We start from the raw sequence: 16,670 nt of genomic DNA, 5'->3' as shown, positions 1-16,670 counted from the left end.
GAAGTCGTACAAACAATACGATATTGCTTATTTGAATTAAAATTAATGATCCTTTAAAAAGGAGATAGTATCTTGGATACAAAGCTGCAATCGTTATTTCGACCAATACAAGCAAATGGTAGAGATGGTTCTTACCATTATACAGAAATTTTACCATCTCCTATATTGCAACCTTATATCTTATGTTATTGGGTGTCAGAGTTAACAAATCTACTAGGTGATGCACATCATGGAATAGATCGTGTGGTCCCAGATGGCTGCACAGATATTATATTTACCTATGACAGTAATCATCATTTTGATATACGGTACTTTGGTATAGTTGATAAGTCGATGCCTATTTTAAGAAATAAAAATCATTCAGTATATGAGTTTGGAATTCGTTTTTTTTCGAATGGTGCATATCCTTTTTTGCGGACTCGATTAGACCAATTTGTTAATCAAAGCTGTCCTTTAGGCCTATTATGGCCGGAAATCGATGAAGTTGCAGAACGATTTTTTAACCAAGTATCATTAGTTGGAAGAGTGAATGTAGTGGAGCGATATTTGCTTTCTATTATCACAAACGGGATAAAAGATGATTTCGTATCTCATTTGCTGCATCATATTTTTATATCCAAAGGAAGAATAGAAATTCATGAACTAGCAATAAAAGCAGGATACAGTGCACGTCATATCAACCGGAAATTTAAACAATGGATTGGTATCAGTCCAAAAAAATTTAGTGAGATTGTGCGATTTCAAGCTCTTATCCAGAGCATTTGCCATAGAAAAAAATTGAAGTGGGAGATGCTTGCTTTGGAACATGGCTTTTTTGATCAAGCTCATATGATCCGGGATTTTAAGCGTTTTTATGGGACCACTCCGAAAGAAGCATCAAAGGAATTTCATGGAGTGTCCAATTTTTACAATCTTTTTTGATATGTTTTCGTTATGCTCCTTACAAAGGAGTGAGAAGCAAGTCCTTTTACATATTACGGATGATTTAATATTTTGGGTAGAAGGACAAAATAAATATGTTGCTAAAAAATAATGGCGCCATGTTGATATTGATGTTCAATGTTTTTTTAGAATTTTCCGGATATGGGTTAATTACTCCAATTTTGCCTACTTATATAGCGAAAATGGGTATGTCTGATTATTTAGTAGGTTTGCTATTTGCGATGTTTTCATTTGCTCAACTGCTTTTTTCTCCGGTTGCTGGAAATTTATCCGATAGATACGGCAGAAAAAAGTGGATCGTCATGGGACTGTTCTTTTTTGCACTGTCAGAATGGATGTTTGGTTCAGCGCGATCCATGTTTATTCTTTTTATTTCACGATTTTTAGGTGGGGTTGGAGCTGCTTTTATCACGCCAGCTGTAATGGCATATGTTTCCGATATGACAACGATTGAAGACAGAGCAAAAGGCATGAGTTATATGAATGCTGCGGTTTCTACTGGATTTATTATTGGACCAGCTATTGGAGGGTTTATTGTTTCATATGGGATCCGAATTCCTTTTTATTCAGCCGCGATAGTGGCAGGCTTAGCTATGATTGTATCTTTCATATTTTTACCAAAATCTACAAAGCAAGAACAAAAAAGGAGAAATCAAAATCAGGTTAGCCAAGTAAGGAGCTTTATCCAGCAATTCAACAAATCTTTGCAGCCTCCATATTTATATGGCTTACTTGTAGTGTTTGTAATTTCAGTCGGTCTGGTTATATTTGAAACGATCTTTGCGTTGTATGTAGGTCGCGAGTATTCATTTTCATCACAGGAAATTGCAATGGTTATTACTTGTTGTGCAATTATGGGTGCACTAATACAAGCAAGCATGTTAGGAACGATACTTAACTATTTTGGAGAAAAGAAAATTATAAGCATATGCCTCGTAATAGGTGGAGGTAATTTACTGGTAATGGTGATGTTTCATCATTATTGGAATGTTTTGATCAATACATTTCTGTTTTTTCTGATGTCTGATATTTTGCGACCAGCTATTAGTTCATTCTTATCGAAAATAGCTTATTCGGAACAAGGCTTTATTGCTGGTATGAGTTCAGCTTATACTAGTTTTGGAAATGTGATTGGTCCTATTTTAGCTGGTTTGTTGTTTGGTTGGAATTACGATTATCCTTATGTTTTTGCTGGACTATTGTTTCTAATAAGCTTTTTCTTATAACATTGCGAGCAAGAGAGCGATTAGAAGAGTACCAATTAAATGAAAAAAGCGAGGATCTCCTCGCTTTACTTCTTTTTTTCTTCCTTGTTTTTGTTATCTTGCTGTTTTTTGAATGCAGTTTCAGAGTATACAGAGGAATGATGGATAGTAGGATCATCTTTATCAAGCACATAAATCAATTTGAGTTGGTATCCGTTAACATTATATATATAGATAGATTCCCCAGTGTTATGCTTAATATTGTTTGGTACCCCTAAAATTTTCACTACTTCCGATCGAGTGATTTTCATCAGTTTTGGATCATGTGAACGAATATCAAAAATGAGACCATCTTTCCCAACACCAAAATCCAAATATTTCTTTCCATAAATATAGTAGGGAAAGTCTTTGCTTTTTGCACTTGGTTCCCCATATTTTTTCTTAACATCTTCAAGTTTGTGCTTGTTTGCAGCAAAATCACATCCAATTACTTTTCCAGTAGCTGCAAGAGTTAAGGTTCGCAGTAAATAGCTCTGGTGTTCTGGATCGATCTTTTTTTGTTGAACAGGTACTAGGACTTGTTTGGATGAATGTGTATCTTCCAGTGGATTCGCTAAGATCGTCGTACCTGCATCAGATTGTTTATCCTGAGCGGGCAGGATAGAATCACAGCCAGTTAAAAAAATAAGCAAAAGAAATAAAGAAAGAAACCGGAAAAACTGCATTAAATTAGCCTCCGTATTTTTCAATCTGCAAGTTCTTGCTTTTTAAATTTTGTTTGCCAGTAATTTATAGAGTGCTTGTGTTCCGCTATTTTCTTCGCCTTTTGCTGCTAGTTCTTCGTATAAAGATTTTGTAAGAGCAAGTCCAGGTGTATATAGGCCCATCTCTTTTGCGGAATCCAATGCAATGTTCATATCTTTAATGAAGTGTTTCACAAAAAAACCTGGAGAGTAATCTTCTGTTATAATGCGAGGGCCGAGATTGGATAATGACCAACTGCCTGCTGAACCGGAGGAGATACTTTTTAAGACATTTGTAGGATTAAGTCCAGCTTTTTCTGCATATAGAATTGCTTCGCAAACTGCCATCATTCCTGAAGCAATAGCAATTTGATTACTCATTTTGGTATGTTGGCCTGCTCCAGCCCCGCCTTGGAGGATAACATTGGAACCCATAATATGTAAGATAGGGGATACCTCTTCAAATGCAGCTTCATCTCCACCTACCATGATAGTCAAAGTGGCGTTTTTGGCACCGATATCTCCTCCTGATACTGGGGCGTCAAGTGCAAAAATACCAGTTTCTTTGGCTGCTTGATAGATTTTTTTTGCCAATGATGGTGTGGAGGTAGTCATGTCGATGACATAAGTAAATGCAGCCGCATTTGCTAGAATTCCAGATTTTCCAAAATAGGTAGATTCTACATCTTTGGGGTATCCAATCATCGTGATGATAATATCTGAATTTCTAGCAACTTCTGCTACAGTATCCTTCCAAGTTGCTCCCATTTCTACAAGTTCATCTGTTTTTTCTTTGGTACGATTGTATACCAAAAGAGAATAGCCTGCTTTAATTAGATGAGATGCCATCGATTTTCCCATCACACCTGTTCCAATAAACCCAATTGTTGTGTTTTTATCTAGCATGATTATTGCAACTCCTTTGCCAGTATAAGAATAATTTACATGTATGAAAGAGAGGAAGCAAGGGAAAAGAAGAGTTCTTCTATTTTTTATTCAAAATTACAATTTTATATTTTTAGAAAAACAAAGGATTTTGGATAATTATGTCGAAATTTAAAAAGCGGATTATAGAATAAATGGACATAAATTACATTTATCTTTATCTCTGTGATACATAATAACAATTATTGGTTTCAAAAGAACAACTGGGGTGAAGAAATTGAGGAAAATTGTTTTGCTATTATCTTTTTTATTGTTAGGGGCAATGGTGGGGTGCAGTGATAATCCTACACAAGCAGATGAGGCAAATGGACATACACCAACAGAAATTGCAGTTCGTTACTTAACAGCAGAAGTTGAAAACAATACGCGTAGACAAATGGAATTAGCTACACCTACACTTCAAGAGAGTATTACAGAAAGTGTCAAAGAAAATGAACAGTATTATTCCCTATACAAATTGCAGTTTGGACCAGAAAATAAGGATCAATTGGATAAAAATTATCAACTAGAAGAATTTAAGCTCAATGATACAGCTTATTTTTATCGATTTTCTGGAGCTTATAAGAGTGAAGATACTTTGCAAGATAGAGTGCTAAAAGTGATGTTTTATAAGGGCGATTGGAAAGTCGATGAAGACAATGCGGAAGATGATTTGAAAGCAAATGAAGGAAAAATGGAACCAGTAATAATAAAGGAATCAGATCAGGAACCTTTATTTCAAAAACAAATAGCAGTGGATTATAAAGAAGATACGAAGAAGGGGAAATTGGCAGAAAGTTCCCATGAAAGATTTTTTACTTCAGAAGGAGCGATGCTCAAAGGATACTCGCCTGCTGATATTGCTCTGCTATATTATGTTTTAAGTAAGAAGGAAGACTACTTGCGTCTCAGTAAAATAATTACGAAAGAAGAAAGTGACAAATTTAATAGTTTCTTCCTGACACCAGATTGGACAGCAACAAAGGATGAAGACACTTTAGAAGAAGGCTATGAATACTTCACTAAATATATAAGTGATAGAATAGTAGAGATGAAAAAGGATGATAATACATACTATTACAATATGTCGACACAGATTCCATTCTATTATAAAGTGATGAAGATAGATGGTGAATGGAAAGTTCAAGCGGAAGATGTGAAACATAATCCATTTGAGGAAGTATCCAATGAGTGGGATGATTTGCCTAGCAGGGCGGTTATACCTGAGTTTCATATCGATTAAATCAAAAAGCTGACCACTTGAGGTCAGCTTTTTCTCTTATAAATACCGTTTTTTCCAAAATACAAAAGTAGTAATACTTGAGAGAGCAATCGATGCAATCATAATAATGGCAAAAGCATGAGGGGAATGTTGGAACGGAATAGGGATATTCATTCCATACACACTCGCAATCATAATAGGAAATGTCAATATGATGGTCAAAGAAGTCAAGATTTTCATGACATTATTCACATTATTGGATATTACAGAAGCAAAAGTATCCATTAATCCACTAACAATAGGGGTGTAGATCTCAGCCATTTCAATCGCCTGTCTGTTTTCGATGATTACATCCTCTAGTAATTCTTGATCTTGATCATATAGCCGTAAGTGCTGACCTCTTGATATCTTCTGTGTCACTACTTGATTCGTTTTTAAGGAAGTTGTGAAATAGACAAGACTTTTTTGCAAGTTGAGCAGGGAGAATAGTTCTTGATTCTTTAATGATTGCCGTAATTCTTTTTCAATTTCATTCGTTTTCCGGTTGATTTGTTTCAAATAAGCTAGATAATAAGTGGATACTGCATGTAATAATTGCAAGACAAAGCGTGTCTTCATAAAGGTGTAAAAGTTTTTAATTTTTTTGCGTGTGAAGTCTTCTAAGATAGGTGTTTCTTTTAAGCATACCGTGATTAAAAAGTCCCTTGTGACAATAATTCCCAAAGGAATGGTAATGAATTTTTCCCGTTTCGTACCATTTGGTGTCATAATTGGTAAGTCGATAATAATAAGTGTTCCTTCGTCTTCTTTTTCAATCCGGGATTTTTCTTCTTCATCAAGTGGATCTTTTATAAAATAAGATGGAATTTGCGCTGCATTTATAACTTCTTCCATTTCTTGTTCTGTTGGATTGATTAAATGAATCCAAGTACCTTTTATAAATTCGTTCATCAATGCGAGTTGCCCTTGTGTATTGGAACGGTAAATTTTTAACATTTGATGTCACCTCTGTTTCCCACATCGAAAGAAAATGGAGATCATTTTGCATTCGATGTGTGTATTGTTGTAAAGCAATCGACATGAATCCTATAAGCGGATCATCGGTAAGAATGATCCCCACCTCCCTTGGATGAATTGGTAACAGATCAAGCAAAAAAACCTTCCACTCAAAAAGAGTGAAGGTTTTTTTGCACAATAAAAAATGCGCAGTCGACAAAACCTACCTCTCGTTGAGTTTTAGCACTGTATAGCATAGGACTTAGCCAGCTACATTAAGAAAGACCTTAAGCCGATCTTTCCTGTTAACCCATTGGCGTCTTTCGACATTTTTGGGCAGAAGCATATCTCTATACAGGAGCCTCACCTAACGGTAAGTTACTTCATTTATTTTTTATTCCTTCTATACTATACGCGCATCTATGCTAATGCGTCAATTAAAAATTTCTTTTTTTTTTATAGATGGCAACCCATTTTTGAAAATTTCGGTAATATTTTCGAAGGAAATTCAAAACAAGGACTTCGTTTTATTAGTGGAAATATTAGCGAAAAGGGCAATATGCTCCTTTTTTTTCTGTTGGCGTGAGGTTGTAACAAGGGTTGTTTGACGTCTTCTATTAAAGGGATTCTGTCTTGGTCATAAACATTCATATACATTACCATATCGAACATAGTTATTCCTATTTTGGATAAAGAGGCAATATAGAAGAATTGTTGGAAATACGAGACAATAAATTTTTGGTTTTCTAGGTGACGAAGGAGTAGAAGGCAGAAAGCAATTAGCAAATGATAAAAACAGCTGAATGAGAATTGAAATGTTGTGAGAATCCTATCTTCTGATATAATAAAATACTGATATTCATCTATCTTGAGGAGACTGTGGTGTCTAAGATTCCAAGGGATCGATATTGCGAAAGTCTTTTTATTAAGACCGTTGACGAGATTCAGGGAGATGACCTCCTCGAGAAAAATATCAAAAAGAAGTATCCAAAGTACTATAACTACGTTGAACTTTATCGATCTATCGAAGCAGACGTTAAGAGAAAAAAACCGTCAGCTTCACAGGAAGATGTACTTGAAAGGTTCAAAAGCGCGATTCTCTACATGGTAGATGCTGTAATTGCTCATCGACTTGGAAGCAATTACTAGTTTCTCGGTTGAGTCTGTTTATACAGGCTCAACCCCCAGATAATAAGAAGTAAACAATAGATCAGTGAATACCTTTCGTGATTGTGATGATTTGCGTTAAGGATTTGTGACTTCATTCATTTATTGAACAGTTACTATCTTAAGGGTTACTTTATAATCCAGCAAACAGCTTTCCGTTTCAAATATGAATATTAGGATGCAGTACAAATCAATGGATAAGATGTCATTGCAATGAATTATGGCAATTTGCTGAGAATGGATTGATGAGAAGAAGGGATATGAATGGTGATTATTATCTTATCCATAAATCTGATCACAGGGACGATCAGATTTTTCAAGGGCACATATGATGAGAAATATAAAAAGCCAGAAATTCTTGAAACGTAAGAAGTTCTGACTTTTTTATATTTAATCATTTAGTTTACTGGCACCAAGACCGATTTTTTTTAGTAGTTCCATTAATTGTTATTTTTTTCATTATTTACAAAAGATAGGTTTCTAGATATCTTTTCAACATGTTTGGGGAAAATTTCATTGAACAAGTTTTCTCCCTTTTCTGTAAGAACTACAATAGAAGCTCTTCGGTCTGTTGGGCTTTGTTGTCTTTTAATGAGTTCTTTTTTTTCTAGTTTATCAACTACATAAGTAATGCTTCCATTAGGTATAGAAAAAATTTTACTTATTTTTCGGATGGTATGAGTCTCTTTATTATACAAAAGTTCGAGGATCATAAAGTTTTCCAGTTCGATTCCACGATTATGGAACCGAAAGGAGATTTTCGGTGAATCAACTAAATTTTCTATCCATTCTGATTCAAATTATTCTCCCATTGGTTTTGATCTACCTATTGGTCTATAAGTACATTGATTTCCGTACGAAAACTACACATTTTGTTTGTCCGTTATGTCATAGCAGGTTTAAGTTATCAAAAATAAATTTTGCATTCGCATTAAAAACCGGCCGATTCAACGGGCGGATCGTTGTCTGTCCCGTTTGTGGCTATAAAGACAGCATGCCGATTGTAAAGGATTAGAGTAGTAAGTGATAAAAAATCATTTAACTTTTATTTTGCTTAGAAGGAAGTGGTGTCAATCTGTCATTTCGGCTGTGTGTATCAGTGTTTTGTTTGATTGGTATAGAATCATATGCGCTTGCTGAATAATCTGGTGTGATTCAGCCATCTCTTCAGTAAAAAACATCTGGTCAGTTATAAAACCAGATGCAGATGATTCAAATGTAAATGTTTACATTTAATTTCTTTCTTTTTGGATTTGGAGAATAGTTTCCAAGATGTGATTTTGTCCTTTTTGTAATTCGAGAATTTGTTCCATAATTTGTTCATTTGTTGTGTGGAGTCTAGTAGTGGTTTGTTTCAAATCGGTAATTATATTATGAGTACATCTAGAAATTTTAATGAACTGATTGACTATATCACCAATCATTCTTTCTGGCATACACAAATTCATCCTTTCTGTTCACTTTATGAATTCTTCTAAAGAATGTAAAATCCTGTCGGAATAAATAGAATCTTAAATTAATTTCAATGGGCATGATATTAGGAGTAGGAACTGCCATTGGTAGACAAGTAGAAAATGATAAGATGTACAGGGAGCAAGTTAGAGAAAGATGAGTTCTCTGAGTTTAACTCGTTCAAAGGTTCTTGGTAAGATTGAGAATCTGGAAGCTGACAACTATACGGATAGAAGTCAATAACGTTTTTTAATCAAGTATACCTATGAGATATTTTTTGTAAAAAAGCAACGCTAAGAATGGCATATATTAGAAATTTTGTATATGTACAACGTTGTTCATCTGATTATGTGGAATACTGGTAAATATATGTACTGATAATAATATATAGTGTACAAAGAGGTATCCCACTCTTATAATAAATCTAGGCTGAAATTCAGTCTATCGATTTCGCGGAAGGATTCCATGGTGGATCGAATTAATCTGCGTTCAGATCTTGCCGAATACTGGGAAATTAAGTGTCTCTCAGGAGTTTCCATTATCAATCATAAGGTTTCCGAAGATTCTAATTCTCAGACAGCGATTGTGTCTAGGAATGGTAGGAACTACGAGATTTCTATTTCACCAATATATGTATCTGTTACTTTGGTTGGAACAGAAATCGCTTCAATGTCATCTAAGGATCATATGCGAAAGGGGCAATCAATGTCTCACCTGCTTGTGGTTGAAGTGACTTGTGTGAATAAGTAAGATTTCATCGCAGAATAATGGGGATCCTTTGTGGATTCTAAGGGTGTAACATTTCTTACACTCTGTCTGGGCAACTAACAGTTGTCCAGACACACAAAGATAAGGAAGTCATATAGATGAAAGCCATCATTATGATGGTTTTTTAATTTGCTATAAGGGATTCGAATGAATCCAAAACTCAGAGAATACGCCACCATTCAATGGTAAGATGATATAAAAAAAGTATTTTCTAAAGAGGGAAGTACATATTAGTATTAACATATGAAAAGGCTGTGAACGGAAATTTGAATAGGAGAAAATTATCTCATGAAACGAAAATTTGCAGATCGTCCCAATTGGAATAGAATTAAGGAAAAGAAATTTTATGTTAAAAAGGATTTAGGTAGCTTTGATGGTTTTATTGCCTTTCTAAATTTAAAACGTGTTGAAAAACCACTTTGGAAAGATTATAAAAACCATTCGATAAAAATAGTGGATAACGATTATTGGTGGATTCAATTTTTTCCTAAGAATGAAAACTTCGTTGTTACTGCGATGATAAATGAGGAAGATTTTATTGTTCAATGGTACATTGATATATGTAAAATTCATGGCATAAATGAGAATGGAATACCTTGGTTTGATGATTTATATTTAGATGTTATTATTCTTCCTTCTGGATTTGTTCAAGTATTAGATGAAGAAGAATTAGAAGAAGCAGTAAAGAACGGTATAATTTCAAAACAAGAATATGATTTAGCTTTTCAAACCGTTTCTAAAATTACCGAAAATGTGCAAATTCAAATGGAAACGTTATCTACATGGTCTCAAATGATTCAAGCGGAATTATTTAATAAATAATGAGATCCCTAGACTTTCAACTTAGTGATCCTTGGATTAAAGGGTATGCATGGATATATTAGTGTTAACCCAGCAAGAGCAATTACACAGAGCTATTCAGATGAAGATTATGGAAAGTGAAAATATTGATAGTAATTTAAAAACCTACTTACGTTTTATATTGAAGTACTCATATACCTTTTCTATCTTTAATCTTTTGTTAGAGGATTGTCAAAAGGATATACTCGAAAGTTGGAACTTCGAGAAACAAATGAGTCAAGTTTGGATGAGACTAACCTTGAGGGACACATAGGATAGCACTTTAACTATTAACTTTAATGACGCTGTAAGGCTTTGGTTTTTATCTCTTTAGTATTAAATTCTTAATCTGCCGTTTCTTGGTAATTTTCATTGTCTTTTATAGTAAAAACATACTCGGAAATCGCTTAAGGTCTTTTTGATAGTACATTACAATGATAAGGAATTTTATAATATGAAAATGCCGATTTTTAACCCATTTAGGATGAAATCGGCTTGTTATTATTTTGAAATTGCATTAAGCCAGGTTCTGACTAACTGAGGAGAAGACCTCCAATGGCAAAAACAATTGATATCAAGGTTACATTCAAATTTGTAACTAAATACAAAAAACTAAATATTCATGAAATTCTTAGACAAACAAGAATAATGATAACCCTTTTCTATATTATTAGAAGGAGTTTTTTGTAATGAGAGAAGTATATCCAGTTAAATACAATAACAGAGAGGGCTTGTGGAACGTAAATAAATAGATCAATGAGGAAAGACTTAGAAAGAATCATTGGAGAACAACGCTGATTTTGAATTTGATAAGATCGTGATTCTAACAATCGACCAATAAACATATGACTACATACTAATTTTCGTAAGTTTATTGATTCCGATAATCCAGAAGATGATGAAACATCATGATGAAGATATTGAAATTGAAATGGAAACCTCTTAAAGAATTACATGTTCTTACAAAGCTGATACAAAGTATTTCTTTTATCCTGTAAAAAAAGATTACTTTGTATTTTTTTGTTGCATTAACAAAATCGTCAAAATCACTTTTATTGTTTATTTGTAATTAATTAACGAAATGTATGCAAAAACTGCAACATTTTATAAACTTCATGTAAGCGCTATCATTAAGGGTTGAGAAAGGAGCAGGGAATTGAACTCGACAACAAAAATGAGCATTGCAAATAAACCAAAACAAAATGATTCTGTCATGATCGAGTTATCTGGAGTTAGTAAAGAATTTGTCAAACCATCAGGTGAAGTCCATACTGTTTTGCGTAATATTGATTTACAAATTGGCAAAGGAGAATTTTGTTCCATCGTTGGACCTACGGGATGTGGGAAATCTACTACGCTCAGTCTAGTAGCCGGATTTGATCAACCGACAAACGGAACCATTAAAATCCAAGGAGAAAAGCTTCAAGGTTTGAATCAACATGCTGCGTGCGTATTTCAAACAGAAAATGCTTTTCCTTGGAAAACAGTGATCGATAATGTTTCTTTAGGACTTACTTTACGAGGAGTCGAAAAGGCAGAGGCATACAAAGAAGCGAGGATATGGATCGAACGCGTTGGCTTAAAAGGATTCGAGAAACATTATCCTCATCAATTATCGGGTGGAATGCGGAAACGTGTTGCGTTAGCACAATGCTTGATTATTCAGCCACAAATATTGCTGATGGATGAATCTTTTTCGGCACTTGATGTCCACACACGCTCTTTAATGGAAAGTGAACTTCTCACCATTTGGGAAGAGACATCTGCATCGGTTATCTTTATTACGCATGATTTAGAAGAGGCTATCGCACTTAGTGATCGTGTTATTGTGCTAACAGCAGGTCCTGCCGCGACGATAAAAGGTGACTATCGAATTGACCTTCCTCGTCCGAGAAATGTATCAGAGATTCGGTTTGACTCTGATTTTATGAGATTACATGAACAAATTTGGAATGATTTACGAGATGAGGTGATGATTAGCTATGAGCAATCCAATCAGTCTTAATAATTCGCTCTCTTCTGAGCCGGTTTCTCGTTTGAAAGAAATGCGTACAAAGGCACTTAAGCGTCGTTTGCGTAATCTTGGGCTGCAAATTGGTGTATTTATTGTCATCATGGGTGCCTGGCAGCTGCTTGCTAATTACAAACTGATTGATCCTTTCTTTTTCTCCAGTCCCAAAGCAATTTTTTTACAAATAATAGATTGGTTTCAAAATGGAACAAGCCAGGGCCCTCTATATACGCATTTTTTAATAACCTTTGAAGAAACGATTCTTTCCTTTGTAATTGGTGTTATTTTGGGTGTCATTGCTGGTTACGCACTAGGTATGAGTGAAGTGTTATCTGTCATTTTTGGACCATATATACAAATGTTAAATGCTCTGCCTCGTGTTGTATTAGCTCCTATCTTTATTCTCTGGCTTGGTTTGGGAATGTCTTCAAAAGTGGCTCTTGGAGTGACACTTACCTTTTTTGTAGTATTTTTTAACGCTTTTCAAGGAGTGAGAGAAGTCGATCGTAATCTAGTTAATAATGCACGTCTGCTAGGTGCAAACAAAAGGCAATTGGCTATTCATGTCATTATTCCATCAGCACTCACTTGGATTCTTTCGAGTTTGCATTCTAGTTTTGGATTTGCATTAGTAGGTGCAGTAGTAGGAGAATTTATTGGTGCGACAAAAGGATTGGGCTTTCTTATTTCGCAAGCACAAGGGGCTTTCGATACAACTGGTGTATTTGCAGCGATGGTTTTATTATCTATCACAGCATTAATTGCAGACTGGGTTGTTGGACGGTTAGAAAAACGATTTATTGCATGGCGAAATGTGCGTCAAGATTAAGTCTATAAATGTGAATATTCAAATATAATATTAGCACAAAGGAGATAAATAAAAATGAAGGGAAAATATAGGAAACTAAGATGGGTATTTTTGATTGGATTAATAGCTTTATTAGTAACGGCTTGTAGTAGTAATACCAGCAGCGATTCTTCTTCACCCAAAGTAAAAATAATGGTTGGCGGAATGGAGAAAATTATCTATTTACCAGCAAAACTGACAGAAAACCTTGGTTACTTCAAACAAGAAGGAGTAGATGTACAACTGATTAATCAAGGCTCAGGACAAACTGCAGAGGAAGCATTGATCGCTGGACAAGTAGATGGGGTTGTTGGATTTTATGATCATACTATCGATCTGCAAGCAAAAGGCAAAAACCTCAAATCAGTGATCCAGTTTGCCTCTACACCAGGTGAAACGCTGATGGTTTCCAATAAACTATTAAGTCAAGTCAAAGGAATTCAAGATTTAAAAGGTAAAAAAATCGGTGTCACTTCTTTAGGCGCTTCGACTAATTTTTTGGCTAACTATCTAGTTACCAAGGGCGGATATACATCAAAAGATTACATCCCTGTCCCTGTAGGATCAGGTAATACACTGATTGCTTCCATGCAGCAAGGCAGAATTGATTTAGCAGTAACGACAGAACCAACGGTTTCTCTATTGGAAGCAAAACATCTCGCTACTCCGCTTGTAGATATGTCAGGTGAAGAAGGAACTAAGCAAGCACTTGGAGGAGACTATCCGGCTTCCAGCTTATACATGCAATCGGATTATGTGAAATCTCATCCAGAAGTAGTTCAAAAAATAGTAAATGCTTTTCAAAAAACATTAAAATATATTCAAACACATACACCAGAAGAAATTGCCAGCAAAATGCCTAGTGAGTACTATGTTGGTGACAAAGAGTTATATATTAAAGCATTGACGCATAGTATAGCGATGTTTACGGCTGATGGGAAAATGCCTGCTGACGGTCCAGCAAAAGTATACGATGTATTGTCTACATTTAAGCCAAAATTGAAGCAAGCAAACATCAAGTTAGAAGATACCTATACGACACAATTTGTGGATCAAGCTAGTAAATCCAATAAATAACCAAACAAGCTGCCCAACTCTTTGAGAATGGGCAGCTTGTTTGTTAATCTTTGCAGCGATACAATCGTTGGGGACGTCCTACTGTTCCATACAATAATTGTTCTTCTGCTTGCTGTGATTCAACTAAATGGACAAGGTAATTTCTAGCTGTTGAGCGACTAACTCCAGACATACTTGCTACTTCTTCTGCACTTAAAAAACGATTTGCTTGCATTAAACAATTTTGAACACGTTCTAGCGTACGCAAATCGATTCCTTTTTGCTGGAGTTGGTTTAGCGGTTGGTTGACAGAGCGCAGCTGTTTTAAATCATCGACAACCGTTTGATTGATGGAAAGTGTATTTGATTTTGTTATCGATATTTTGTACTGAAAAAATTTTTTTAATGTTTTCTGTAAACGATCCAGATCAAATGGTTTGATTAAATAATCAAAAACTCCAAAGCGAAATCCTTCTTCGATTACTTCTAATTCTTTTGCAGCCGTGATTAAGATAATATCACAAGGCAAAGTTTTGGCTCGAATGGTTCTTACTAACTCCATTCCTGATCGATCTGGCATATATACATCTAATAATAATAAATCTGGCTGTAATTCTTTTACTAAATGTAACGCGGTTTCATAATTATTTGCTGTTCCGACTAATTGATAATGAGGGATAGAATTAACAAGCTTACCATGCAATCTTGCGATCATAAAATCATCATCTACTACAACTACTTGAATATTTTTTTGCGACAAAGTTAGCCACCTCTTTGCTTAGGCAATGTTGCTTGGAAAACGGTTCCAGTACTTGTTGAGGTAATGGAAATTTTCCCGCCGATGTTTGAAACTAACCGATGAACGATAGTCAAGCCAAAACCACGGTTCTTTCCCTTTGTAGAAATTCCATCTTCAAATATATGTTGTTCAATTTTAGGATCTAGGCCTGGACCTGTGTCATGGACTTTAATTTCCAGGTGATCTGTTTGGTCATTGATATAGATACGAATAGTTGAATTTTGATCAATATCCATCGATTTTGAGAGCGCTTCCAAAGAATTTTCTATTGCATTTCCTAAAATGGAGATAACAATCTCGCGATGAGGACAAGGATTGATTACATGTGAAGATTGATCGACGGTTAATTGAATACCTAACTCTTTTGCTCGATGCATTTTACCGATTATAATACCGACTACTGCCGGGTCATGGATTTGTGCTAGGAAAAATTCCATAAGCAGCTGTTGTTCTTGATTTACTTGACTGATAAATTCTGTGACTTGGTCATATTCTTTTAATTGTATCATGCCAGAAATAGCATGGAGGCGGTTCATGAATTCATGTCTCTGACTTCGTAAATCATTTAAATAATTTCCTACATCATGTAATTGTTGGTTTATTTGATCCAATTCAATTTTATCACGAAAGGAGGAGACAGCTCCGATAACTTTCCCATTCAACCAAATGGGTAATAAATTGGCGACAACTAATGTATCTTCAATTATAATTGGTTGATCAATCTGACTAACTCCTTCTTCCAAAACTTCAGGAAGTCTAGAGTTTGGTACAACAGTACGAATCGGCTGACCAATAATCTCATTGGAAGTATCTAATCCAATAATTCGTTTTGCCTCTTGGTTACATGCAGTGATTTTTCCTTCCTGATCTACTGCTAAAATTCCCTCTCGGATTGATTCCATAATTGCTACTTGATTTTGAGCTAACAAAGCGATTTCATGTGGTTCCATATTGAAAAGTTGTTTTTTGATATGTCCAGAAAGCAAATGAGCACCGATGAAGCCGAGTAGAAGCCCGATCCCAGCAATAATTTCAATGTTCTGGAGCGTTGCGAAAATATCATTCCATATATTTTCGATCAAAAAACCGACTGAGACGACACCAATTTGATGATGGTGATCATCGAAGATTGGTACTTTGCCACGTATGGAGAGGCCAAGTGTTCCAACCGCTTGGGTAATGCTTTCTTTCCCGTGAAGAACTAAGTTATTGTCGCCACCAACCATTTTTTTTCCGATTAAAGCAGGGTTAGGGTGACTATAGCGGATTAAGTCCATATTACCTACAACAATAAATTCCGCACCGGTTTCTTGTCTTATTTTTTCAGCTAATGGTTGTATTTCGATAGCAGGATTTTTTTTACGAAAAGCTTCTCGTATTTGGGTGGAATCTGCAATCGTTCTAGAAAGAATAAGTGCACGATTACCAACATCTCGAAACCGTAATTGAATGATGCTGAAAGACAAGACCGATATAACAAGAATTAAAATTAACATAATAATCAATACTACAAAAATATTAATTTTTGTACGAAGTTTTACATATTGATTTATCAATTTGGTGATTCACCTCTGTAAAGGATAAGCATAATTCTTTCTAAATATTAAAACAAAGGAGATGCTGCTTTCACAGAAATTACAAAAAATCGAGGTGAAAGTTTCTAAATAAAATTTAACCTTCTTTAAAAATATTATATAA

17 protein-coding genes and 1 riboswitch are annotated in these 16,670 nt (G+C 35.0%); of the genes, 10 read left to right on the top strand and 7 right to left on the bottom strand.

Features of this window, described 5'->3' with window-relative positions:
• The first annotated feature begins 72 nt into the window (after positions 1–72).
• Together AC5WOC_RS03590 and AC5WOC_RS03585 are read left to right on the top strand one after the other, a co-directional pair.
• Complete coding sequence (locus tag AC5WOC_RS03590; RefSeq protein WP_496054006.1) at positions 73–921, top strand: DUF6597 domain-containing transcriptional factor; 849 nt, start codon at positions 73–75, stop codon at positions 919–921.
• Between the two features lie 95 nt (positions 922–1,016).
• On the top strand, positions 1,017–2,168 hold the full coding sequence (locus tag AC5WOC_RS03585; protein ID WP_496054005.1) for an MFS transporter: 1,152 nt from the start codon (positions 1,017–1,019) through the stop codon (positions 2,166–2,168).
• Positions 2,169–2,233: 65 nt separating this feature from the next.
• On the opposite strand, the gene AC5WOC_RS03580 is transcribed toward AC5WOC_RS03585, so the two are convergent.
• Positions 2,234–2,872, bottom strand: a complete 639-nt coding sequence (locus AC5WOC_RS03580; protein WP_496054004.1) for a YjgB family protein — start codon at positions 2,870–2,872, stop codon at positions 2,234–2,236.
• Positions 2,873–2,914: 42 nt separating this feature from the next.
• Positions 2,915–3,796 (bottom strand): NAD(P)-dependent oxidoreductase, encoded by an 882-nt coding sequence (locus tag AC5WOC_RS03575; RefSeq protein ID WP_496054003.1) that lies wholly within the window; start codon positions 3,794–3,796, stop codon positions 2,915–2,917.
• A 256-nt stretch (positions 3,797–4,052) separates the two neighbouring features.
• On the opposite strand from AC5WOC_RS03575, the gene AC5WOC_RS03570 reads away from it, so the two are divergent.
• Positions 4,053–5,057: a hypothetical protein gene (locus tag AC5WOC_RS03570; protein ID WP_496054002.1), complete on the top strand. Its 1,005-nt coding sequence runs from the start codon at positions 4,053–4,055 to the stop codon at positions 5,055–5,057.
• A 36-nt stretch (positions 5,058–5,093) separates the two neighbouring features.
• On the opposite strand, the gene AC5WOC_RS03565 is transcribed toward AC5WOC_RS03570, so the two are convergent.
• Entirely contained in the window at positions 5,094–6,032 is a 939-nt protein-coding gene (locus tag AC5WOC_RS03565; RefSeq protein ID WP_496054001.1) for a magnesium transporter CorA family protein, read from the bottom strand.
• 218 nt (positions 6,033–6,250) lie between these two features.
• Positions 6,251–6,414, bottom strand: a riboswitch (M-box (ykoK) riboswitch).
• A 500-nt stretch (positions 6,415–6,914) separates the two neighbouring features.
• On the opposite strand from AC5WOC_RS03565, the gene AC5WOC_RS03560 reads away from it, so the two are divergent.
• Together AC5WOC_RS03560 and AC5WOC_RS03555 are read left to right on the top strand one after the other, a co-directional pair.
• On the top strand, positions 6,915–7,181 hold the full coding sequence (locus AC5WOC_RS03560) for a hypothetical protein (RefSeq protein WP_496054000.1): 267 nt from the start codon (positions 6,915–6,917) through the stop codon (positions 7,179–7,181).
• A gap of 188 nt (positions 7,182–7,369) precedes the next feature.
• A complete protein-coding gene (locus tag AC5WOC_RS03555; protein ID WP_496054161.1) occupies positions 7,370–7,531 on the top strand; it encodes a DUF1348 family protein in 162 nt (53 codons plus the stop codon).
• A gap of 108 nt (positions 7,532–7,639) precedes the next feature.
• On the opposite strand, the gene AC5WOC_RS03550 is transcribed toward AC5WOC_RS03555, so the two are convergent.
• Positions 7,640–7,912, bottom strand: coding sequence for a MarR family winged helix-turn-helix transcriptional regulator (locus tag AC5WOC_RS03550; RefSeq protein ID WP_496053999.1), 273 nt, complete (start codon positions 7,910–7,912; stop codon positions 7,640–7,642).
• Positions 7,913–7,962: 50 nt separating this feature from the next.
• On the opposite strand from AC5WOC_RS03550, the gene AC5WOC_RS03545 reads away from it, so the two are divergent.
• Positions 7,963–8,214: a hypothetical protein gene (locus tag AC5WOC_RS03545; protein ID WP_496053998.1), complete on the top strand. Its 252-nt coding sequence runs from the start codon at positions 7,963–7,965 to the stop codon at positions 8,212–8,214.
• A 217-nt stretch (positions 8,215–8,431) separates the two neighbouring features.
• Here AC5WOC_RS03545 and AC5WOC_RS03540 read toward each other — a convergent pair whose 3' ends face one another.
• Positions 8,432–8,635 carry a hypothetical protein gene (locus AC5WOC_RS03540; protein WP_496053997.1) on the bottom strand — a complete coding sequence of 68 codons (204 nt, stop codon included), beginning with the start codon at positions 8,633–8,635 and terminating at the stop codon, positions 8,432–8,434.
• A 1,072-nt stretch (positions 8,636–9,707) separates the two neighbouring features.
• Between AC5WOC_RS03540 and AC5WOC_RS03535 the strand changes: the two genes are divergently transcribed.
• The 4 genes from AC5WOC_RS03535 (at position 9,708) to AC5WOC_RS03520 (ending at position 14,194) form a co-directional block, all read left to right on the top strand.
• Positions 9,708–10,241, top strand: a complete 534-nt coding sequence (locus AC5WOC_RS03535) for a ribonuclease FAU-1 family protein (protein WP_496053996.1) — start codon at positions 9,708–9,710, stop codon at positions 10,239–10,241.
• A gap of 1,174 nt (positions 10,242–11,415) precedes the next feature.
• The gene (locus AC5WOC_RS03530; protein WP_496053995.1) at positions 11,416–12,264 is read left to right on the top strand and encodes an ABC transporter ATP-binding protein; all 849 of its coding nucleotides are present in this window, start codon (positions 11,416–11,418) and stop codon (positions 12,262–12,264) included.
• Entirely contained in the window at positions 12,242–13,099 is an 858-nt protein-coding gene (locus AC5WOC_RS03525; protein WP_496053994.1) for an ABC transporter permease, read from the top strand. The genes AC5WOC_RS03530 and AC5WOC_RS03525 overlap by 23 nt, the downstream gene beginning before the upstream one ends.
• 54 nt (positions 13,100–13,153) lie before the next feature.
• Positions 13,154–14,194 carry an ABC transporter substrate-binding protein gene (locus AC5WOC_RS03520; protein ID WP_496053993.1) on the top strand — a complete coding sequence of 347 codons (1,041 nt, stop codon included), beginning with the start codon at positions 13,154–13,156 and terminating at the stop codon, positions 14,192–14,194.
• Between the two features lie 43 nt (positions 14,195–14,237).
• Here the strand turns inward: AC5WOC_RS03520 and AC5WOC_RS03515 are convergent, their stop codons facing one another.
• Together AC5WOC_RS03515 and AC5WOC_RS03510 are read right to left on the bottom strand one after the other, a co-directional pair.
• Entirely contained in the window at positions 14,238–14,933 is a 696-nt protein-coding gene (locus tag AC5WOC_RS03515; RefSeq protein ID WP_496053992.1) for a response regulator, read from the bottom strand.
• 2 nt (positions 14,934–14,935) lie between these two features.
• Entirely contained in the window at positions 14,936–16,528 is a 1,593-nt protein-coding gene (locus tag AC5WOC_RS03510; RefSeq protein WP_496053991.1) for an ATP-binding protein, read from the bottom strand.
• Positions 16,529–16,670 lie beyond the last annotated feature (142 nt).

It is taken from the genome of Shimazuella sp. NTD247, assembly GCF_059510415.1.
The sequence above is the reverse complement of the archived record's forward strand: the minus strand, read 5'-3'. Positions and strand labels throughout refer to the sequence as shown.